Origin of the sequence: Chromobacterium sphagni (genome assembly GCF_001855575.1) — a bacterium.
GTDB lineage: Bacteria > Pseudomonadota > Gammaproteobacteria > Burkholderiales > Chromobacteriaceae > Chromobacterium > Chromobacterium sphagni.
The window spans coordinates 45,971-65,378 of record NZ_MKCS01000001.1; the positions used below are offsets into that span (position 1 = coordinate 45,971).

A 19,408-nucleotide genomic window follows, 5' to 3' on the forward strand; every position below is an offset into this window, starting at 1 on the left:
GCCTCATTCGTGGTGGCGCAACAGCGCCTGCCGCCGCCTGACGAAGCCGTGCACCCGTTCGTTGTCGTGCGGCAACCATTGCAGTAGCTGGCGCAAAGCCTGCAATGGCTCGGCATAGTCTTGCTGCGCCTGCTGACGGTTTTCGCAGATGCGCAGCAGCATCGCGCAGCCATACATGCCCAGCCGCTGGTTGAGCGTGGCCATCGCGTCGCGGTGCAGCATGTCGGCCGCCGCCTCCAGCTGTCCCTGATTGGCCTGTTCCAGCGCCGCCTGGCTCTTGCCCTGCAACTGCTCGTAGGCGGTCTTGATCGACTGCAGGCAGGCCGGATGCTGGCGCGCGGCCTCCTGCAGGCTGCCGAGCTCGTGGCGGCCGTCGGCGAAACGCAGCGCGATAGTGTGCGCCCATTGCGGCGCCTGTTCCGCGCCGTGACCGGACGGCAACCGCGCCGTCGCCGCCAGAAAGCGCAGGGCGCTGTCGAAGTCGGTCTCCGCCGCGCGCAGCCATTCCGCTCCTTCCTCCAGCTGGCTCAACGCCTGCTCCGGCCGCTGCTGCGCCAACGCGGCCATCGCCCGGCACACCGCCAGCATCAGCTGCCCGCCGGCCCGCTTGCCCAGCTGGGTGGAAATTTCGTTCTGCAGCCGGTCCATCTGCTGGATTTGGCCGCTTTCGCTGCGCGCCTGCATCAGGTCGACCAGCACTTCCGGACCGAAGAAGCTGTTGTGGCGGCCGATGTCCACCGCGCGCTGCAGCTGATCGACCGCCTTGGCAGCCTCGCCGCTGCGCAGCAGCGCGTTGCCGTAACTGTGCAAGCGGGTGAAATTGCGCGGCGAGATGCCCACCGCCTTTTCCAGCACCGCGGCGGCTTCCTGGTAAGCGCCGTCGTCTATCATGTTCTGCGCCAGCAGATCGTAGGCTTCGGTGTAGCGCGGCGCGATGGCGATCACCTCGTCCAGCAGCGCGTTGGACTGGGGGCTGTCGCCCTGCTCGGACAAGATGCGCGCCACGCCCATCTTGGCCCAGGGAATCTCGTCCTGCTCCAGCAGCCCCTGATAAATCCGCAGCGCCTGCTCGTACTGGCCTTCGCGCACCATCAGCTCGGCGCGCAGCCGCAGCGCGCCGAGCCGGCTCTGGCGGTTGTCGGCCTGCTGCGCCAGCTCCTGCAGCGCCTGGATCGCCTGCTCCGTTTTGCCCTTGTCCAGCAGCTTGTGCGCCGGCGCGAGGAAGGCCTTGCGCTGGACGGCCAGTTCCAGACGGTCCAGCAGCTGCTGCGAGGTGAAAGGCTTGAGGATGTAGTCGTCGGGCACCATTTCCGCGGCGCTCACCACCTGGGTGTAGTTGCGCTCGCCGGTGATCATCACCCACAGCGTCGACAAGGGCAGCGTGCCGCTCTTGCGCATCGCCTCCAGCAGCTCCTGGCCATTCATGCCCTTGCCCAGATTGTAGTCGCACAACACCACGTCGAAGCGCTTGCTGCGCAGCCGGTTGCTCGCCTCGCCGGCGTGGCTGGCGGTTTCCGACTGGGTGACCCCGGCCATCGCCAGGATGGCGCGGATGCCCTGCGCCATGGTCAGCGCATCGTCGACGATCAATACCGTGGTGTTCGCGCTGAAAGCCATGGGCAGCCTCGCGGGGGCCGGCGGCCAGCGGCCGCGGCGGGGTTGGATGGCGGCAGCCGGGCGACCCCGGCCTGCGTTGTTACCAGTCTAGCCTGCCGCGTCGCGGCGGCGCGCTCATTCGCATTCCGGATCCAGCGCCTGATGGCGGCGGATGAAACCGCGCACCCGCTCGTTGTCCTGCGGCAGCCAGTGCATCAGCTTCAGCACCTGGCGGTCCTCCTCGGGATACGGCTGGCCGGCCTTGCTGCGGCTTTCGCAAGTGCGCAGCAGCAGCGCGCAGGCGTTCATGCTGATGCGTTCGTTCAGCGTATTCTGCGACAACAGGTAGAGCATGGCGGCGGCCTCCTCCAGCTTGCCGGTGCTGGCCAGTTCCACCGCCTTGTTGCTTTCGGTCTGCAGCATGTCGTAGGCGGTTTCGATGGCGCCATGGCAGGCCTCGTGCTTGTGGGCGATCTCCAGCAGCGTGCCCAGCTCATGGCGGCCGTCGGCGAAACGCAGCGCGATGCTGTGCGCCCACTGCTGCGGCAGCTCATTGCTTTGCTCGGCGGTCAGCCGCACCGCGGCGGCGAGGAAGCGCTGCGCGCTGGGGAAGTCGGTTTCCCGCGCGCGCAAGTGCTCCGCCACCGATTGCAGCTGGGCCAGCGCGTCGCTGGGGCGCTTCTGCGCCAGCGCAGTCAGCGCGCGGCACACCGCCATGGTCAGTTGGCCGCCGGGCAGCTCGTCCATCCGGCTGGAGATTTCCGCCTGCAGCCGGTCCAGATGTTGGGTCTGGCCGCTTTCGCTGTAAGCCTGCAGCAGGTCCACCAGCACGTCGGGGCCGAAGAAATTGTTGTTGCGCCCCACCTCCACCGCCCGCTGCAGATAATCGGCCGCTTTGGTGGCGTCGCCGCAGCGCAACAGCGCGGTGCCGCAGCTCTTGAGCCGGTTGAAGTTGCGCGGCGAGATGGCCACCGCCTTTTCCAGCACGATGGCGGCGGTCTGGTACTGGCCCTCGTCGATCAGGTTTTGCGCCAGCAGGTCATAGGCGTCGGTATAGCGCGGCGCGTCGGCGATGATCTCTCGCAGCAGCGCATTGGACTCCTGGCTCTCGCCCTGCTCGGCGACGATGCGCGCCACCCCCATCTTGGCCCAGGGAATCACCCGCTGGGTCAGCAGCTCCTGGTAGATCGACAGCGCCTCGCCCTGGCGGCCTTCGTTGACCAGCAGCTCGGCGGCGAGCCGCTGCGCGTCCAGCCGGTATTGCGCGTTGGAGGTTTCGCGCGCCAGTTGCTGCAGCACCTGGATCGCCTGCTCCACCTTGCCGGCGGACAGCAGCTTGTGCGCCGGCGCGAGGAAAGCCTTGCGCTGGCCGGCCAGGCTCATCCGGTCCAGCAGCAGCTGCGAGGCGAACGGTTTGAGGATGTAGTCGTCCGGCGCCATTTCGGCGGCGGCCACCACTCTTTCGTAGTGGCGCTCGCCGGTGATCATGATCCAGATGGTGGACAGCGGCAGGTTGCCGCTCTTGCGCATCGCCTCCAGCAGCTCCTGGCCGTCCATGCCCTCGCCCAGATTGTAGTCGCACAGCACGACGTCGTACGGCTTGCCGCGCAGGCGGTTGCGCGCCTCGCTGGCGTTGCTGACGGCCTCCGAGCGGGTCACTCCGGCCATGGACAGCATGGTGCGCAGACCCTGGCGCACGGTGTGGGAATCTTCGATGATGAGTACGGTGGTATTGGCGTCAAAATGCATGATGGGCTATGGCGTGGCGCCAGTTCAGACTATATCCAGGTGGTCGATGCCTTCCAGCGGGTCGCGGTTGCGGCCGCTTTCGCTGTAGAGCTTGATTCTCAAGCGCAGGTCGTTGATGGAGTCGGCGTTGCGCAGCGCGTCCTCGTAAGTGATCAGATCGGCCTCGAACAGCTCGAACAGCGACTGGTCGAAGGTTTGCATGCCGGCCTCGCGCGAGCGCGACATCACTTCCTTCAGGCCAGCGATCTCGCCCTTGAACACCATGTCAGACACCAGCGGGCTGTTGAGCAGGATCTCCACCGCCGCCACCCGGCCGCGGCCCGATTTATGCGGCACCAGCCGCTGCGAAATGATGGAGCGCATGTTCAGCGACAAATCCATCAGCACCTGCTGGTGGCGCTCCTCCGGAAAGAAGTTGAGGATGCGGTCCAGCGCCTGGTTGGCGTTGTTGGCGTGCAGCGTGGCCAGGCACAGGTGGCCGGTTTCGGCGAACTGCAGGCCGTAGGCCATGGTTTCGCGGTCGCGGATCTCGCCCATCATGATCACGTCCGGCGCCTGACGCAGCGTGTTCTTCAGCGCCACCTCCCAGTTGTCGGTGTCGACGCCGATCTCGCGCTGGGTGACGATGGACTTCTTGTGGGTGTGCACGTACTCGATCGGGTCCTCGACCGTGATGATGTGGTCCTGGTTGTTCGTGTTGCGCCAGTCCACCAGCGCCGCCAGCGAGGTGGACTTGCCGGAGCCGGTGCCGCCGACGAAGATCACCAGCCCGCGCTTGATCAGCGCGATGTCCTTCAGCACCTCCGGCAGGGTGAGCTGGTCGAAGTTGGGGATGTCGGTGTTGATCTTGCGCAGCACCATGCCCACGGTGCCCTGCTGCACGAAGGCGCTGACGCGGAAACGGCCGACGCCGGGCGGATTGATCGCGAAATTGGCCTCCTTGCGGCCCTCGAACTCCTCGGTCTGGCGGTCGTTCATGATGGCGCGCACCAGTTCCTTGCTCTGCTGGGCGGACAACGGCTGCGGCGCCACCGGGGTGATCTTGCCGTCTATCTTCATCGCCGGCGGAAAGTCGGCGGAAATGAAAATGTCGGAGGCATTCTTGCCGATGGCATGCTTCAGCAGATCATGAATGAATTTGGATGCCTGGTCTTTTTCCATGGCGGCTTAATCCTGCGTGGGCTGCTTCCAGTCTAGCCTGCTAACGCCGCGCGCAGCAGGCGATTGTAGCCGTGGCTTTCTGCCAAAAGCGCGGCTCAGAACGAGTCTTTGTTGCTGGCCTTGGCGCGGGCTTCGCCCGGCGAGACCATATTGCGCCGGACCAGATCCGCCAGACACTGGTCCAGGGTTTGCATGCCGTGCTGCTGCCCGGTCTGTATCATCGAGTTGATCTGCGCGATCTTGTTTTCGCGGATCAGGTTGCGGATCGCCGGCGTGCCTATCATGATCTCGTGCGCCGCCACCCGGCCCTGGCCGTCCTTGGTTTTCAGCAGGGTCTGGGCAATCACCGCCCGCACCGACTCCGACAGCATCGAACGCACCATTTCCTTCTCGCCGGCCGGAAACACGTCGACGATGCGGTCTATGGTCTTGGCCGCGCTGCTGGTGTGCAGCGTGCCGAACACCAGGTGGCCGGTTTCAGCCGCGGTCAGCGCCAGCCGTATGGTTTCCAGATCGCGCAGCTCGCCCACCAGGATCACGTCGGGGTCTTCGCGCAGCGCGCTTTTCAGCGCGTTGGCGAAGCTTTGGGTCTGCAGGCCCAGTTCGCGCTGGTTGACCAGGCTTTTCTTGCTTTCGTGGACGAATTCGATCGGATCTTCCACAGTAAGAATGTGCGAGAAGTCGTTTTCGTTGACATAGTCTATCATCGCCGCCAGCGTGGTGGACTTGCCGGAACCGGTGGGACCGGTCACCAGCACCAGGCCGCGCGGGTAGCCGGCGATATCCTGGAAGATCTTGGGCGCCGCCAATTGCTCCAGCGACAGCACCTTGCTGGGAATCACCCGGAACACCGAGGCCATGCCGCGGTTCTGCACGAAGGCGTTGACGCGGAAGCGGGCGATGCCGGGCAGCTCGAACGAAAAGTCGCACTCGTAGACATCTTCGAAGATCTTGCGCTGGTAGTCGTTCATGATGTCATACACCATGTCGTGCACGTCATGGTGGTCCAACGGCGGCAGATTGATGCGGCGGATATCGCCGTTCACCCGTATCATCGGCGGCAGGCCCGCCGACAAGTGCAGGTCGGAAGCCTTGTTCTTGACGGTAAAAGCCAGGAGCTCGGAAATTTCCATATAATTCTCCACGATGATGACATCGCCGCCGCCCGCCGACGCCCTGCTGGCATGGCCGGTCCTGCAGTGCATTGTAAGCGCTGCTCGGGCCGTCGGATATCCCCCGTGGCGGCCGGCTCACGGATACAGACGACATGACAGACACCCTTTCCATCCGGTTGCAGCAGGTCGGCGCGCGGCTGGCCGAGGCCTGCCGCCGGGCCGGGCGCGCGCCAGACGAAGTCGCCCTGCTGGCGGTGAGCAAGACCTTTCCCGCCGCCGACCTGCGCGAGGCCTATGCCTGCGGCCAGCGCGCCTTCGGCGAGAACTACGTGCAGGAGCTGGAGCAGAAGAGCGGGGCGCTCTCCGACCTGGCGATAGAATGGCACTTCATCGGCCCGCTCCAGTCCAACAAAACCCGCATCGTCGCCGAACGCGCGCACTGGGTGCACTCGATAGACCGGCTGAAAACCGCCGAGCGGCTGTCGGCGCAGCGGCCGGCCGACATGCCGCCGCTCAACCTCTGCGTGCAGGTCAACGTCTCCGGCGAGGCCAGCAAGAGCGGCTGCGCGCCGCAAGACGCGGCGGCGTTGGCGCGCGCGGCGGTGGTTCTGCCCGGCATCCGGCTGCGCGGCCTGATGTGCATTCCCGAGCCGGGCCCCGACCCGGTGCGGCAGGCGGCGCAGTTCGCCGCCTTGCGCGCGCTGGCGGAGCAGTTGCGGGCCGAAGGCCTGGCGCTAGACACGCTGTCGATGGGCATGTCGGCCGACCTGGAGCTGGCGGTGGCCGAAGGCGCCACGCTGGTGCGGGTGGGCTCGGCCATCTTCGGCCGGCGCGATTACCAACATTGACAATCCGCTTCCGGCCCAGCCGGGAGCCGCAGCATCCAGGGGATAAGCAGATGCAGATCACTTTCATCGGCGGCGGCAATATGGCCGGCGCCATCATCGGCGGGCTGGCCCGCCAGGGCGGCCACCGCATCCATGTGGTGGAGCACCAGCAGGACAAGCTGGACCAATTGGCGGCCGACTTCGGCTGCAGCGGCGGCCAGGCGCTGCCGGAGCGTTTCTCTGCGGATGATGTAGTGGTGCTGGCGGTCAAGCCGCAGCAACTGCGTGAATTGTGCCTGGAGCTGGCGCCGCGGCTAGGCGGCGCGCTGGTGGTGTCCATCGCCGCCGGCATCCGTCTGGACGCGCTGGCACGCTGGCTGGGCAGCGGCCGCATCGTGCGGGTGATGCCGAATACCCCGGCCATGGTGGGCAAGGGCGTGTCAGGCCTGTTCGCCGCCGCCGTTCCGGCGTCCGACCGTGCCGCCGCCGAGACCATCATGCGCGCCGCCGGCCTCACCGTCTGGCTGGACGACGAAGCCGGCATAGACGATATCACCAGCGTCTCCGGCAGCGGCCCGGCCTATGTGTTCTACTTCATCGAGAGCATGATAGAAGCCGGCGTCAAGGCCGGCTTCAGCGAGAGCCAGGCGCGCGAGCTGGTGCTGGCCACCTTCGACGGCGCGGTGGAGCTGGCGCGGCAGAGCCCGCTGCCGGTGGCGACGCTGCGGCGCAACGTGATGTCCAAGGGCGGCACCACCGAACGCGCCATCGCCCGCTTCGAGGCCGAAGGCGTCAAGGCGGCCATCGTCGCCGGCGCGATGGACTGCCGCGAGCGCTCTGTCGAAATGGGTCAACAACTCAGCCAGGAGTAAGCCAAGATCATGTTTGTCGATACCTTGCAGTTTCTGATCAAAACCCTGTCCGGCCTGTTCGTGCTGGTGCTGCTGCTGCGTTTCTACCTACAGGTGGCGCGCGCGCCGTTCAAGCATCCCTTGTGCCAGTTCGTGATGTCCGCCACCAATTTCCTGGTGCTGCCGGCGCGCAAGCTGGTACCCTCGGTGCGCAATTACGACACCGCCACCATGCTGCTGGCTTGGCTGGTGTGCCTGCTGGCCAACGTCCTGATGCTGCTGCTGGGCTCGCTGCCGGAAGTGTTCACTTTCCCGCAAGTGTGGGTGGCGCTGTTCCTGCTGTCGGTGCTGGAAGTGTTCAAGCAATCGCTGACGCTGCTGATGGGCGCGGTGATCGTGCAGGCGGTGCTCAGCTGGGTCAATCCCTACAATCCCATCGCACCGGTGCTGGACAGCCTGACCCACCCCTTCCTCAGGCCGTTCCGCCGCGCGGTGGTGGGCGGGGTGGACCTGTCGCCGCTGGTGCTGCTGCTGATCATCCAGGTAATCATGATGCTGCCGGTGCGGATGCTGGAAGCAAGCTTCTTGATGCAACTCAAGGTGGTGATCCAGTAAAGCAGGTTATTTGTCATACTTTTGATAGTCGCCGGCTGCCGTGGCCGGCGCTTACGTGAAACGATCAGGAGAACTACGATGAGAAAAACCCTGCTTGCCGCCCTGTTGCTGGGCATGGCCGCCATGCCGGCGATGGCCAATCTGCAGTTGGCGCAAAAGTACAGCTGTACCGCCTGTCATGCGGTGGACAAGAAGATCGTAGGCCCGGCCTACAAGGATGTCGCCAAGAAATACGCCGGCCAGAAGGGCGCCGAAGCGATGCTGATGGCCAAAGTGAAAAACGGCGGCTCCGGCGTGTGGGGGCCGATTCCGATGACTCCGCACCCCAATATTCCCGACGCCGACCTGAAGGCGCTGGTGAAATGGGTGCTCAGCCAGAAATAAACACGGGTATTATCTGTGTGCGGCAAGCCAGCAACTAGGCTTGCAAACATCAAAGGCGGCCGTTGCCGCCTTTGAACTTGTATCGGGATATCTGGTCGAAACCGGCATTCTCATTACCTTTACCCAAATGGGTGGACTTGTTATCGGTGTCAAACCGGGCTATATAGAATGTTAGCGGCAGTGGGTGATTATTTGGATTTCAAGCTCAAGACAGTTGCGCAAACATTGGCCCGCCGGTAATCTTCTCCGCCTGTTGCCAACTCTATGCTGGAAGCACCAAACATGGCTAAACTGACCGAACAGGATATCCTCAACTGGGAAGGCGATGATTACATGAACGCCGACCATCTTGAGTTCTTCAAGGACCGGTTGTTGCAAATGCAGCAGGAGTTGCTGGTAAACGCCAACGCCACTGCCAACCATTTGCAGGAACAGGAAGCTACCCCCGATCCCGCCGACCGGGCCACGCTGGAAGAAGAGTACGCGCTGGAACTGCGCACCCGCGACCGCGAGCGCAAGCTACTGCAGAAGATCCAGGCATCCATCCGCCAGATCGACGACGGCTCCTACGGCTTCTGCGAGGACACCGGCGAACCCATCGGCCTCAAGCGTCTGATGGCCCGTCCGACCGCCACGCTGTCGGTGGAGGCCCAGGAGCGCCGCGAGCGCATGAAGCGCCAGTACGCTGACTGAACATCGCGCCGTTTTGCATCAAGCGCCACCGCCGCCAGGCCGTGGCGCTTTTTGCATGGCCGGGCGCGCCGAGGTTGTCGGCCGCCGACAAATGCGGTTATCTTGCTGCTATGCAGAAAACGAGTTAGCCAAGGGACACCAGCATGCAACGCCAGACCGACGACGTCAGAATCCGCGAGATCAAGGAACTCCTTCCGCCCATCGCCCACCTGTACGAACTGCCTATCAGCGAATCGGCTTCCGAGCTGATCTACAACACCCGGCGCGAGATCTCGGCCCTGTTGCGCGGCGAGGACGACCGCCTGCTGGTGGTGATCGGCCCCTGTTCGATCCACGACACCGAGGCCGCCATCGAATACGCGCAGAAGCTGGCGCCGCTGCGCGCCGCGTTGGCGGACGAGCTGGTGGTGGTGATGCGGGTGTATTTCGAGAAGCCGCGCACCACGGTGGGCTGGAAGGGCTTGATCAACGACCCGCACCTGAATGAGTCCTACGACATCAACACCGGCCTGCGCATCGCCCGCCGCCTGCTGCTGACGCTGAACAGCATGGGCGTGCCGGCCGCCACCGAATTCCTCGACATGATCACGCCGCAGTACTTCGCCGACCTGATCAGCTGGGGCGCCATCGGCGCGCGCACCACCGAGAGCCAAGTGCACCGCGAGCTGGCGTCCGGCCTGTCCTGCCCGGTGGGCTTCAAGAACGGCACTGACGGCAATCTGAAGATCGCGGTGGACGCCATCCGTTCGTCCAGCGTGCCGCACCATTTCCTGTCGGTGACCAAAACCGGCCACTCCGCCATCGTCTCCACCGGCGGCAACCCGGACTGCCACGTGATCCTGCGCGGCGGCAAGGAACCCAATTACTCGGCCGAGCATGTGCGCGCCGCGGCGGCGGAACTGACCGCGGTCGGCCTGCCTCACAAGCTGATGGTGGACTTCAGCCACGCCAACAGCCGCAAGGACTATCGCCGCCAGATGGAAGTGAGCGCCGACGTCGCCGGCCAGCTGGCCGCCGGCGAGCAAAGCATCTTCGGCGTGATGGTGGAAAGCCACCTGGTGGCAGGCCGGCAGGACCAGAAGCCTGGCTGCGAGCTGACCTACGGCCAGAGCATCACCGACGGCTGCCTGGGCTGGGACGACACCGAGAAGCTGCTGGCCCAGTTGGCCGAGGCGGTGAAGGCACGCCGCGCCCGCGCCGCCGAATAAGCCCGCGCCTCTCCCGCGCAACAACAACGCCCCGCGCGATGCGGGGCATTGTCTTGTCCAGCCGGCTTCAGCGCGCCGACACCAGATGATCGGCCATCGCCTTCAGCGCCCGCATCTGGATACCCTCCTTCCAGGCATAAGCCGGGCCGGTATAGGCGAACCAGTCCCAGCAGCCCTGCGGATTGGCCGCGGAGGTGGTGGTCTGCGGGTATAGCACCAGGATGCGGTTACTATCGGCCCAGTTGTTGTAGCCGGTGTGGGCGTAGAAATCGTCGCCCACCGCGCCGGCGTACTGTTTGCAGCCGTGCAGCGCGATGTGCACCTTGCAGGCCTCGCCCTCGGCGCAGGCGCGCGGCACGTAGACGAAGCCCTCGTCGGCCAGGCTGCTGCCGGTGCCGGCGTAGGGACGCTGGTCGAAGCGCACGATGCGGCCGCCAAGCGCCTGCGCCCTGGGCTGCAGAGGGCCGTAGATGTGCTGCAGGATGACTCCGGCCTGGTCGTAGCCCTGGCCCTGCCAACTGCAATGGTTGATATAGGGCGCGGCGGTGACGTCGCAGTCGTTGCCGAAAGCCGGCGTGATCTGCGCATGGCCGGCCGGCAAGCGGCGTTCATACTGGATCTGCCGCTCCGGCACGCCGGCCAGACGGAAGAAGGCGGCGGCGCTATCGACCACCGGAGTCTTCACCGTGTTGTCCTGGCTGCCGCTGAACAGGTAGACCCGGCGCCTGGCCAGGTTCGGCAAGGGATCGATGTGGCCGCCGGCGGCGAAGGTGCTGGCGGCCGCCAGCAGCTGGACGGCGCTGGGCGGCGGGCCGCTCATGCAGGCCGCGGCGCCGGCGAAGGCGCCCAACGCGCAGTAATACGGGCCGCCGGCCACCACGCCGACTCCCACCACCGAGGCCGAAAAGGCCACCTGGTACTGCACCGCCATGAAAGCGCCGGACGACAACCCGGACACCGACGATTGCCGCGCATCGCCGTGGAAGGCCGGCAACGGCTCCGCGGCCCAGGCCGGCAAAGCCAGCAGGGCCGCCAGCAGGATCAAATGCCTGATGCTCATACATGCTCCTTGGAAGGGAAAGCCGGGCGCGCCGGCGGGATGACTTCAGGGTGCGGGGGAATGATCGAGTATGAAAATGGCAAATATTCCATTGAAAATCAATGATCATGGCGAGGATGCGCCATCCATGCGCGTCGGTGGTGGCCGTTAGACTGGGACGGAATAGGCGACATCCGGGAGCGAATCGGCCGCAAGAACGGGCCAGATGGCCGACGGTATCGCCGTCGGCCATTGGCGGCCTGGCCTTGCGGCCACGCGCCGGACAGGATCAGCGCGCCGCCGCGGTGCTGCCGCCGATCAGCGCGCCTACCGACTTGGCCAGCGTGGCGTTCTGCAGCACGAAGAACAGGCCGCCGCGGCCGTTCTGCGAGCTGGCGCAATCGCCGGACAGCGAACCTTCCTGGTTCATGTCGCCGAAGATCACGTAGGGCTTGCCGCCGCTGGTGCTGACGCCGATCTTGGCGTGATTGAAGTTGTTGCCCAGGCCGCCCTTCAACGAAAAGCTCTGGCCCTGCCAGCTGCCGGAAGTGGCGATGGCCACCGGGCCCGGCGTGGCGAGGCTGCTGTCCCAGCAGGCCGGCTTGCCGGCCTTGGTGGTGCTGGGAATCGCCGTGCTCTTGCTGCCTTCCCACCAGGTGGCGGCGCGCAGGGCCACGCCGCCCAGTTCGGCCGACACCAGCTGCCACGGCGCCACTTGCAGCGCCGACGGCTTGGAAATCAGGCTGACTCCGCTGGACAGCGCGCTGACGGTCGGCATGGCGCTGCCCGACTGCTGGCCCAGCAGGCCCACTGCCGCCTGAATGTCGGCCGGACCGCCGTTCTTGACGATTTGCGGGTTGCCCGGATCGGTCACCACGCTGGCGTTGGCCAGGCCCTGCAATACCGCCAGCACATCATTGTGGTTCAAGCGCAGCGAGAAGAAATGCTGGCTGACCTTGACATCGTTGTCGGCGACACAACCCAGGGTGTTGCCGTCGCTGCTGCGCGGGTATCGCGCATTGCCCGAAGCCGGCCACGATGGCGTGCTCACCTGCATCACCACGCCGTTGCCCTGCGCATCCCAGGCCAGCACGCCCTTGGAGTGGCCCCACGGCGCCGAGCAGGAATCGCCGGAACAGCTGGCGATGGACGGGTCGTCGTAGAATTGGTCGTTCCACACCACGTAGTTGAGCTGACCGTTGTAGATCTGATTGAAGGTGGCACCCACCGGGTCGGTCAGGGTGTCACCGACGCAGCCTCCGCCCTGGCTCAGACTGGGCTGGCTGCTGCTGGCGTAGATATACTGCTGGCTGTAGCTCTTGCCGCTGGTGTAGGTCTGCGGGCTACCGCCAAACTGACAGCTGTTGACCTGCGCTCCGCCACCGCAACCGGGGAAGGAATAGGCGTTGAACTTGAAGGCGAACCACCAGTCCACCGGATGGCTGCTGTCCAGCAGCGGAGCGGGGACATTGGCCGGGATGGCAGCGGCGCCGGCAAACTGGGCGCCGGCAACCATGGCCAGCACCAGGCAGACGTGGCGCCATGAGGGCAGAGTGGGCATGGGTTTCTCCTTTGTATTTATATCGACATGGGTAAGTACGCGCCGCAATAGCGACCGCGCGCCATGCTGATTGAATATTGTGTATGGAGTGTGAAGCCGCAGTCATGCGCAACACTTGTTAACGATGTACAAACTTATGCACAACAGCCTGCCTATCCAGGAACTTATCCACCGCATGCGGCGCGGCGGCAAAACTGTTAACATGGCGGGATGCGCGAACTCGACACCCTGATCGTCTCCAGACCCGGCATCACCCCATCGCGGGGTGAGGGGGAGGGGTGCGCGCGCGTCCCGGGAGCCTAGCTCCGTCCTTCACAAGCCCCGCCGCATCCGGCTGGGCTTGGCTATTGGCATCAAACGCCCAGCGGTCGGCATTCCACCACATGGAGTTTTTTGACAATGACGCAAAACATCTACGACAACCCCGAGTTTTTCCACGGCTACAGCCAGCTGAACCGTTCGGTCCATGGCTTGGCCGGCGCGCCGGAGTGGCCCAGCCTGCAAACGCTGCTGCCGGACCTGAAAGGCCGCGCGGTGGTCGATCTCGGCTGCGGCTACGGCTGGTTCTGCCGCTGGGCGCGGGAGGCGGGCGCCGGCCAGGCGCTGGGCCTGGACGTGTCGGAAAAGATGCTGGAAAAGGCCGTCGCCGACACCCGCGACGATGCCATCCGCTACCAGCGCCAGGACCTGGAGCAGCTGCGGCTGGACGAGCAGGCCTTCGACCTGGTCTACAGCTCGCTGACCTTGCACTACATCGAAAACCTGGCGGGCCTGCTGGCCGCCGTCCACCGCGCGCTGAAGCCGGGCGGCCATCTGGTGTTCTCGATCGAGCACCCTATCTTCATGGCCGCCGAACAGCCGCAATGGCAGCGGGACCAACAGGGCAGGCTGTGCTGGCCGGTCAGAGGCTATCAGGCGGAAGGCCCGCGGGTGACCAACTGGCTGGCCGACGGCGTAGTCAAGCAGCACCGCACCCTGGGAACGCTGCTGAATCTGGTGATGGCGGCCGGCTTCACGCTGCGCCATGTCGAGGAATGGGGTCCCAGCGCCGAACAGGTAGCGGCGCAGCCCGCGCTGGCCGAGGAAAGAGAGCGGCCCATGTTGCTGCTGGTGTCGGCCCAGCGCCAGGGCTGATCCGGTGGCCATCCAAAACGTTCCCGCCGGGAGCGCCGCCCGACACAGCCCGCGCCGCGGGCTGTGTCGTTTTCCGCCATGAAAATGAAAATGCCGTCCGCTTGGCTCAAGCGGACGGCATCGCCGCCATGCCGCGCCAGCGGCGCGCGGCCGATCAGATCGCCGCGGCCAGGCGCGTGCCCTGGTTGATGGCGCGCTTGGCGTCCAGTTCGGCCGCCACGTCGGCGCCGCCTATCAGGTGCACGGTCTTGCCGGCGGCTAGCAGCGGCTGCTGCAGCTCGCGCAGCGGGTCCTGGCCGGCGCAGATCACCACATTGTCCACCGCCAGCACTTGCGCCTCGCCCTTCACCGTGATGTGCAGGCCCTGGTCGTCGATCTTGTCGTAGCTGACGCCGGACAGCATCTTCACCCGCTTCATCTTCAGGCTTTCACGGTGGATCCAGCCGGTGGTCTTGCCCAGGTTTTCGCCCACCTTGCTGGTCTTGCGCTGCAACAGGTAGACCTCGCGCGGGCTCTTGTGCGGCTGCGCGCCTTGAGGAGCCAGGCCGCCCGCGGTTTCGCCGGTCATGTCCACGCCCCATTCCTTCATGAAGGCGGCGGCGTTCAGCGCGGTGGACTGGCCCTCGTGGGTCAGGTATTCGGCGGTGTCGAAGCCTATGCCGCCGGCGCCGATGATGGCGACGCGATGGCCCACCGGCTTCTTGTGCTTGAGCACGTCGATATAGCTCAGCACCTTGGCGTGCTCGATGCCGGGGATGGCCGGCAGCCGCGGCGCGATGCCGGTGGCCAGCACCACTTCGTCGAAACCCTGCAGATCCGCCGCCGCCACCCGGGTGTTCAGCCGCAGCGCCACGCCGCTGGTTTCGATGCGGCGCTTGAAGTAGCGCAGCGTCTCGTGGAACTCCTCCTTGCCCGGAATCTGCTTGGCGATGTTGAACTGGCCGCCGATCTCGCCGGCGGAGTCGAACAGCGTCACCGCATGGCCGCGCTCCGCCGCCACGGTGGCGAAGGCCAGGCCGGCCGGACCGGAACCGACCACCGCCAGCTTCTTCGGCCCGGCGGTTTTTTCATAATTGAGCTCGGTTTCGCGGCAGGCGCGCGGATTGACCAGACAGGAGGTCAGCTGGCCCTGGAAGATATGGTCCAGGCAAGCCTGGTTGCAGCCTATGCAGGTGTTGATCTCGTCGGCGCGGCCTTCGGCCGCCTTGTTGACGAAGTCGGGGTCGGCCAGGAAGGGACGCGCCATCGACACCATGTCGGCGCAGCCGTCGGCCAGGATCTGTTCGCCCACTTCCGGGGTGTTGATGCGGTTGGTGGTGATCAGCGGGATCTTCACCGTGCCCATCAGCTTCTTGGTCACCCAGGCGAAGCCGCCGCGCGGCACCATGGTGGCGATGGTCGGCACCCGCGCCTCGTGCCAGCCTATGCCGGTATTGATGATGGTGGCACCGGCCTTCTCGATTTCCAGCGCCAGCTGCACCACCTCGTCCCAGTTGCTGCCATCCTGCACCAGGTCCAGCATGGAGAGGCGGTAGATGATGATGAAAGCCTCGCCCACCGCCACGCGCACCGCCTTGACGGTTTCGATGGCGAAGCGGATGCGGTTTTCAAAGCTGCCGCCCCAGTCGTCGCTGCGCTTGTTGGTGGCGCGGGCGATGAACTGGTTGATCAGATAGCCTTCCGAGCCCATCACTTCCACGCCGTCGTAGCCGGCCTGCTGCGCCAGGCGGGCGCAATTGGCAAAGTCGGCGATGGTCTGGCGGATGTCGGCGTCGGACAGCTCGCGCGGCTTGTAGAAGTTGATCGGCGCGATCAGGGGGGAAGCCGACACGCAGCTTTCCTGGAAGCTGTAGCGGCCGGAGTGCAGGATCTGCAGCGCGATCTTGCCGCCGGCGGCATGCACCGCGTCGGTGACCAGCTTGTGGCTGGGCACTTCGTGCGCGTCGGACAGCTGCGCCGCGCCCTCGGCGACACAGCCTTCGGCATTGGGGCCGACGCCGCCGGTGACGATCAGGCCGACGCCGCCCCTCGCCCGTTCGGCGTAGAACGCCGCCATCTTCTCGAAGCCGCCTGGCGATTCCTCCAACCCGGTGTGCATCGAACCCATCAACACCCGGTTTTTCAGCGTGGTGAAGCCCAGGTCCAGCGGGGCCAGCAGATGCGGGTAAGCGCTCATGTTTCTTCCTCGTGTTGTTGTCGGCGGCCCGGGTGGTCCCAAGCCTTTGATTCATCTGGCGATGTCAGCCCTGGCCATCAAGATACTTACTGGTAAGTAAGTTGTCAACGGATGGCGCCGCAGGCAACTGTCATGCGCCGCGGCTGTCCACCTATAATCGCCACAGATGGCATCCGCCGTCAGACATAAGGAGAAAAACATGTGCCAGCACCCGCCCCACGCTCATACCGATTGCCTCGCCCCGCTGCCGCAGCGCCCGCTCGGCCGCCGCAGTTTCCTGCGCCTGGCCACCCTGGGCGGCGGCGCCGCGCTGCTGGCCAGCTTCCTGCCGCGCGCCGCCTGGGCCGCGGACGGCACCGACGTGCTGCTGCTGTCGTGCATGGATTACCGGCTGATCGACGAAACTTCGACTTTCATGAACCAGCAGGGACTGCGCGACAAGTACGACCATATCATTTTGGCCGGTGCCTCGCTGGGCGCCGTTACCGACAAGTACCCGGCCTGGAACACCACTTTCTGGCAACACCTGCAGGTGGCGATAGACCTGCACGGCGTCAAGCGGGTGATGCTGCTGGACCACCGCGACTGCGGCGCCTACAAGGTGATACTGGGCGAGGACCTGGCGCAGGACCCGGCCAGGGAAACCCTGGTGCATGCAGGCAAGCTGGGGCAATTGCGCAGGCTGATCAACGACAAATACCCGCGGCTGAAAGTGGAGGCATACCTGATGGGGATGGACGGCAAGGTGGAAACCCTGATCGTCTGACCCGGCCGGGAGCGACCGGGCGGGTAGCTTGCGTTCGGAGCAAAACGCCGCCCCCTGATGCCGGGGGCGGCGCGGCGCCTTATTCGCCGTGCTGGTCGGCCGCGCGGCGGTAAGCCGGCCGGGCTTCGATGCGCTCGACGAAGCGCGCCAGGTTGGGGTAGCGGCCGCGGCCGTCGCCCTTGGCCGCGATCTGCGCGACGAAAGACAGCTGCACGTCGGCGCCGGTCAAGTCATCGCCGACGAAATAGTCGCGTCCGGCCAGTTCGCCGTCCAGATAACCCAGGTGGTTTTCCAGCTCGCTGTGGATGCGCGGATGCAGCGGCGCGCCGGCCTCGCCCAGGAAGCCCACGTACAGCTGCAGCAGGATGGGCAACATCGCCGAACCTTCGGCATAGTGCAGCAGCTGCACGTAGCGGTTGTAGTCCGCGCTGTCCTGCGCCGGCGCGAAGCGGCCCTGGCCGTATGTGCGGATCAGGTAGTCGATGATGGCGCCGGACTCGATCAGCACCTGCTCGCCGTCGCGCAGCACCGGCGCCTTGCCCAGCGGGTGGATGGCTTGCAATTCAGGCGGCGCCAGCCGGGTTTGCGGGTTGCGCTGATAGCGGATCACCCGGTACTCCAGGCCCAGCTCCTCCAGCAGCCAGGTGATGCGGCGCGAGCGCGATTCATTCAGGTGGTGCACTTCTATCATGGCGAACTCCGGGGAAAATTAGAGGAGAGGCGGCGCGCAGTCGGCAGGTACCACCCTGGCCAGCCAGGCCAGGATATCGCCTTCCACTTCTGCGCGATTGCTTTCATTGAGCATTTCATGGCGGCCGCCGGGATACGCTTTGCTCTGCAGGTCCAGCACGCCGGCGTCGCGGTAGCGGATTTCCAGCTGGCCCAGCGCCAGCCGGCCCAGGCTGACCGGGTCGCGGCTGCCGGCGAACAGCAGCACCGGGCAGCGGCGGTTGACGCCGTCTCCGGCCGCCTCGCCCCGCTCCATCTCGACGATGCCGGCGAACAGGTCGGCCCACAGGCCGGGCGTCGGATCGAAACCGCATTGCGGATCGGCCAGATAGGCGTCCACCTCGGCCGCGTCGCGGCTGAGCCAGTCCATCCGGGTGCGGCTGGGGATGAAGCCGAGGTTGAAGCTGCCGAACACCAGCGCCGCCATCAGCCGGCTGGGGCGGTCCCAACCGTTGCGCCGGCCGAGAAAGCGGGCGATGGCGCCCAGCAGGCGCGCCAGCGGCCGCTGGCGGTAGCCGGTGGACGACAGCAGCAGGCCGGACAGCAAGCCGCCGTAGCGCAGGAAATAGGCGCGGGCGATGAAGCTGCCCATGCTGTGGCCCAACAGCATCACCGGCAAGCCGGGATGGCTGGCGGCGGCGTGGCGGCGCACCGCCTCCACATCGTCCACCACCTTGCGCCAGCCATCCCGCTCGGCGAAAAAGCCGCGCGCAGTCGGCGATTCGCCGTGGCCGCGGTGGTCGTGCGCGTACACCGCGTAGCCGGCGGCGGCGAGAACCTCGGCGAAGCGCTGGTAGCGCGCAGCGTATTCGCTCATGCCGTGCGAGATCAGCAGCACCGCGCGCGGCTCGGCGGCGGGCAACCATTGGCACAGCGGAATGGCCACGCCGTCGGCGGCTTCCAGGGTGGTACGGTGCATGCGGCGTCCTCGTCGGCTCAAGCGAAGCAGATGGTGGCGGCGTCCCGCACTTCAATGGGCGTGCCGAAACTCTTCAGGTTGCCCAGCGCGAAGCTGTTGTGCGCGCGCGCCGCCTCCCCGTCGTCCAGGAACGGCGTCTGGTCGGACATATGGCTTTGCACGTCTATCGCCAGCAGGGTTGTCTTCATCGCATTTTCCTTGGAGGGCGCCGGCTCAGGCCAGCAGCGGCTTGTCGTCGAAATCGGGGTTGGTCAGCGCGGTCAGCACGTGGTCGCGCCAGCCGCCGGCCAGGAACAGGTAGTCCTTGGCCTGGCCTTCCACGGTGAAGCCCAGCCGCTCTAGCAGCGCCGCGCTGCGGATGTTTTGCGGCTGGTAGTTGGCCTGGATGCGGTGCAGCTTCAGCTCGCCAAAAGCGAAGGCGATCAGCGCCTCGAGCGCCTCGCGCATCAGGCCCCGGCCTTCGTGCGCCTGGTCTATGCCGTAACCGAGGTGGCAGGCCTGGAACACGCCGCGGACGATGTTGCTGAGGCTGACGGTGCCGATCACGCGGTCAGGCTCTGTCGACATCGTCAACAGGAAGCGCGCGCCGCTGCCGTTCTCCCAGTCGCGCGCGCGCTGGCGCAATTGCATCTCCCAGTACAACTCGGTGTAGAACAGCTCGCCCGGCATCGGGTCCCACGGCGCGAAGTGGGCGCGGTTGCGCAGCTGGTATTCCAGCATCGAGCGCGCCAGCGCCGGATCGGCCGGCAGCAACTGCAGCCGGGAGGTGGACAGCACGGGTTGGGCGAGACTCATCGCTGGCGGCCTGTTTTTATGACAAGAAACTGGATGTTAGCCGCAAGCGGGCAGCGGCTCAAGCCGCGGTGGAGGATGGCCGGAAACGGG

The 19,408-nt window shown here is 65.8% G+C and carries 19 protein-coding genes; 8 read left to right on the forward strand and 11 right to left on the reverse strand.

The window, feature by feature from the left end; genetic code table 11:
* Nucleotides 1-3: 3 nt before the first annotated feature.
* The 4 genes from BI347_RS00235 to BI347_RS00250 all read right to left on the reverse strand — a co-directional run bounded on the left by BI347_RS00235 (nt 4) and on the right by BI347_RS00250 (nt 5,639).
* Nucleotides 4-1,617, reverse strand: a complete 1,614-nt coding sequence (locus BI347_RS00235) for a response regulator (protein WP_071115058.1) — start codon at nt 1,615-1,617, stop codon at nt 4-6.
* Between the two features lie 114 nt (nt 1,618-1,731).
* On the reverse strand, nt 1,732-3,345 hold the full coding sequence (locus BI347_RS00240) for a response regulator (RefSeq protein ID WP_071111775.1): 1,614 nt from the start codon (nt 3,343-3,345) through the stop codon (nt 1,732-1,734).
* Nucleotides 3,346-3,369: 24 nt separating this feature from the next.
* A complete protein-coding gene (locus BI347_RS00245; protein ID WP_071111774.1) occupies nt 3,370-4,506 on the reverse strand; it encodes a PilT/PilU family type 4a pilus ATPase in 1,137 nt (378 codons plus the stop codon).
* 95 nt (nt 4,507-4,601) lie between these two features.
* Nucleotides 4,602-5,639: a type IV pilus twitching motility protein PilT gene (locus tag BI347_RS00250; RefSeq protein ID WP_071112070.1), complete on the reverse strand. Its 1,038-nt coding sequence runs from the start codon at nt 5,637-5,639 to the stop codon at nt 4,602-4,604.
* Between the two features lie 134 nt (nt 5,640-5,773).
* Here BI347_RS00250 and BI347_RS00255 point away from each other — a divergent pair, with 134 nt between their 5' ends.
* The 6 genes from BI347_RS00255 (at nt 5,774) to aroG (ending at nt 10,199) form a co-directional block, all read left to right on the forward strand.
* Entirely contained in the window at nt 5,774-6,469 is a 696-nt protein-coding gene (locus tag BI347_RS00255; protein ID WP_071111773.1) for a YggS family pyridoxal phosphate-dependent enzyme, read from the forward strand.
* 50 nt (nt 6,470-6,519) lie between these two features.
* Complete coding sequence (proC, locus tag BI347_RS00260) at nt 6,520-7,320, forward strand: pyrroline-5-carboxylate reductase (RefSeq protein ID WP_071111772.1); 801 nt, start codon at nt 6,520-6,522, stop codon at nt 7,318-7,320.
* A gap of 9 nt (nt 7,321-7,329) precedes the next feature.
* Nucleotides 7,330-7,914, forward strand: coding sequence for a YggT family protein (locus BI347_RS00265; protein ID WP_071111771.1), 585 nt, complete (start codon nt 7,330-7,332; stop codon nt 7,912-7,914).
* 78 nt (nt 7,915-7,992) lie between these two features.
* On the forward strand, nt 7,993-8,298 hold the full coding sequence (locus BI347_RS00270; protein WP_071111770.1) for a c-type cytochrome: 306 nt from the start codon (nt 7,993-7,995) through the stop codon (nt 8,296-8,298).
* A 282-nt stretch (nt 8,299-8,580) separates the two neighbouring features.
* The gene (gene dksA, locus BI347_RS00275; protein ID WP_021478430.1) at nt 8,581-8,991 is read left to right on the forward strand and encodes an RNA polymerase-binding protein DksA; all 411 of its coding nucleotides are present in this window, start codon (nt 8,581-8,583) and stop codon (nt 8,989-8,991) included.
* A gap of 143 nt (nt 8,992-9,134) precedes the next feature.
* Entirely contained in the window at nt 9,135-10,199 is a 1,065-nt protein-coding gene (gene aroG, locus BI347_RS00280) for a 3-deoxy-7-phosphoheptulonate synthase AroG (RefSeq protein ID WP_071111769.1), read from the forward strand.
* Between the two features lie 67 nt (nt 10,200-10,266).
* Here aroG and BI347_RS00285 read toward each other — a convergent pair whose 3' ends face one another.
* The gene (locus BI347_RS00285; protein WP_071115059.1) at nt 10,267-11,259 is read right to left on the reverse strand and encodes an extracellular catalytic domain type 2 short-chain-length polyhydroxyalkanoate depolymerase; all 993 of its coding nucleotides are present in this window, start codon (nt 11,257-11,259) and stop codon (nt 10,267-10,269) included.
* A 268-nt stretch (nt 11,260-11,527) separates the two neighbouring features.
* A complete protein-coding gene (locus BI347_RS00290) occupies nt 11,528-12,799 on the reverse strand; it encodes a deoxyribonuclease II family protein (RefSeq protein ID WP_071111767.1) in 1,272 nt (423 codons plus the stop codon).
* 399 nt (nt 12,800-13,198) lie between these two features.
* Between BI347_RS00290 and BI347_RS00295 the strand changes: the two genes are divergently transcribed.
* The gene (locus BI347_RS00295; RefSeq protein ID WP_071111766.1) at nt 13,199-13,933 is read left to right on the forward strand and encodes a class I SAM-dependent methyltransferase; all 735 of its coding nucleotides are present in this window, start codon (nt 13,199-13,201) and stop codon (nt 13,931-13,933) included.
* A gap of 154 nt (nt 13,934-14,087) precedes the next feature.
* On the opposite strand, the gene BI347_RS00300 is transcribed toward BI347_RS00295, so the two are convergent.
* Entirely contained in the window at nt 14,088-16,109 is a 2,022-nt protein-coding gene (locus BI347_RS00300; protein ID WP_071115060.1) for an oxidoreductase, read from the reverse strand.
* Nucleotides 16,110-16,308: 199 nt separating this feature from the next.
* Between BI347_RS00300 and BI347_RS00305 the strand changes: the two genes are divergently transcribed.
* Nucleotides 16,309-16,875 carry a carbonic anhydrase gene (locus tag BI347_RS00305; RefSeq protein ID WP_071111764.1) on the forward strand — a complete coding sequence of 189 codons (567 nt, stop codon included), beginning with the start codon at nt 16,309-16,311 and terminating at the stop codon, nt 16,873-16,875.
* Nucleotides 16,876-16,954: 79 nt separating this feature from the next.
* On the opposite strand, the gene BI347_RS00310 is transcribed toward BI347_RS00305, so the two are convergent.
* From BI347_RS00310 to BI347_RS00320, 4 genes are read right to left on the reverse strand one after another with little or no spacing between them, the layout of a single operon-like run.
* On the reverse strand, nt 16,955-17,566 hold the full coding sequence (locus BI347_RS00310) for a glutathione S-transferase family protein (protein ID WP_071111763.1): 612 nt from the start codon (nt 17,564-17,566) through the stop codon (nt 16,955-16,957).
* Nucleotides 17,567-17,584: 18 nt separating this feature from the next.
* Nucleotides 17,585-18,523: an alpha/beta fold hydrolase gene (locus BI347_RS00315; protein ID WP_071115061.1), complete on the reverse strand. Its 939-nt coding sequence runs from the start codon at nt 18,521-18,523 to the stop codon at nt 17,585-17,587.
* Nucleotides 18,524-18,540: 17 nt separating this feature from the next.
* Nucleotides 18,541-18,711: a hypothetical protein gene (locus BI347_RS23885; protein WP_158020681.1), complete on the reverse strand. Its 171-nt coding sequence runs from the start codon at nt 18,709-18,711 to the stop codon at nt 18,541-18,543.
* Between the two features lie 25 nt (nt 18,712-18,736).
* Entirely contained in the window at nt 18,737-19,318 is a 582-nt protein-coding gene (locus tag BI347_RS00320; RefSeq protein WP_071111761.1) for a GNAT family N-acetyltransferase, read from the reverse strand.
* Nucleotides 19,319-19,408: the final 90 nt, after the last annotated feature.

What these genes read in the sequence shown, in the direction of transcription:
- BI347_RS00310 (WP_071111763.1), bottom strand. Translation starts at nt 17,566, where the DNA reads ATGATAGAAGTGCACCACCTGAATGAATCGCGCTCGCGCCGCATCACC.
- BI347_RS00300 (WP_071115060.1), bottom strand. Translation starts at nt 16,109, where the DNA reads ATGAGCGCTTACCCGCATCTGCTGGCCCCGCTGGACCTGGGCTTCACC.
- BI347_RS00245 (WP_071111774.1), bottom strand. Translation starts at nt 4,506, where the DNA reads ATGGAAAAAGACCAGGCATCCAAATTCATTCATGATCTGCTGAAGCAT.
- BI347_RS00295 (WP_071111766.1), top strand. Translation starts at nt 13,199, where the DNA reads ATGACGCAAAACATCTACGACAACCCCGAGTTTTTCCACGGCTACAGC.
- BI347_RS00315 (WP_071115061.1), bottom strand. Translation starts at nt 18,523, where the DNA reads ATGCACCGTACCACCCTGGAAGCCGCCGACGGCGTGGCCATTCCGCTG.
- BI347_RS00265 (WP_071111771.1), top strand. Translation starts at nt 7,330, where the DNA reads ATGTTTGTCGATACCTTGCAGTTTCTGATCAAAACCCTGTCCGGCCTG.
- BI347_RS00320 (WP_071111761.1), bottom strand. Translation starts at nt 19,318, where the DNA reads ATGAGTCTCGCCCAACCCGTGCTGTCCACCTCCCGGCTGCAGTTGCTG.
- BI347_RS00240 (WP_071111775.1), bottom strand. Translation starts at nt 3,345, where the DNA reads ATGCATTTTGACGCCAATACCACCGTACTCATCATCGAAGATTCCCAC.
- BI347_RS00255 (WP_071111773.1), top strand. Translation starts at nt 5,774, where the DNA reads ATGACAGACACCCTTTCCATCCGGTTGCAGCAGGTCGGCGCGCGGCTG.
- BI347_RS00290 (WP_071111767.1), bottom strand. Translation starts at nt 12,799, where the DNA reads ATGCCCACTCTGCCCTCATGGCGCCACGTCTGCCTGGTGCTGGCCATG.
- BI347_RS00235 (WP_071115058.1), bottom strand. Translation starts at nt 1,617, where the DNA reads ATGGCTTTCAGCGCGAACACCACGGTATTGATCGTCGACGATGCGCTG.
- dksA (WP_021478430.1), top strand. Translation starts at nt 8,581, where the DNA reads ATGGCTAAACTGACCGAACAGGATATCCTCAACTGGGAAGGCGATGAT.
- proC (WP_071111772.1), top strand. Translation starts at nt 6,520, where the DNA reads ATGCAGATCACTTTCATCGGCGGCGGCAATATGGCCGGCGCCATCATC.
- BI347_RS00270 (WP_071111770.1), top strand. Translation starts at nt 7,993, where the DNA reads ATGAGAAAAACCCTGCTTGCCGCCCTGTTGCTGGGCATGGCCGCCATG.
- BI347_RS00285 (WP_071115059.1), bottom strand. Translation starts at nt 11,259, where the DNA reads ATGAGCATCAGGCATTTGATCCTGCTGGCGGCCCTGCTGGCTTTGCCG.
- BI347_RS00250 (WP_071112070.1), bottom strand. Translation starts at nt 5,639, where the DNA reads ATGGAAATTTCCGAGCTCCTGGCTTTTACCGTCAAGAACAAGGCTTCC.
- BI347_RS23885 (WP_158020681.1), bottom strand. Translation starts at nt 18,711, where the DNA reads ATGAAGACAACCCTGCTGGCGATAGACGTGCAAAGCCATATGTCCGAC.
- BI347_RS00305 (WP_071111764.1), top strand. Translation starts at nt 16,309, where the DNA reads ATGTGCCAGCACCCGCCCCACGCTCATACCGATTGCCTCGCCCCGCTG.
- aroG (WP_071111769.1), top strand. Translation starts at nt 9,135, where the DNA reads ATGCAACGCCAGACCGACGACGTCAGAATCCGCGAGATCAAGGAACTC.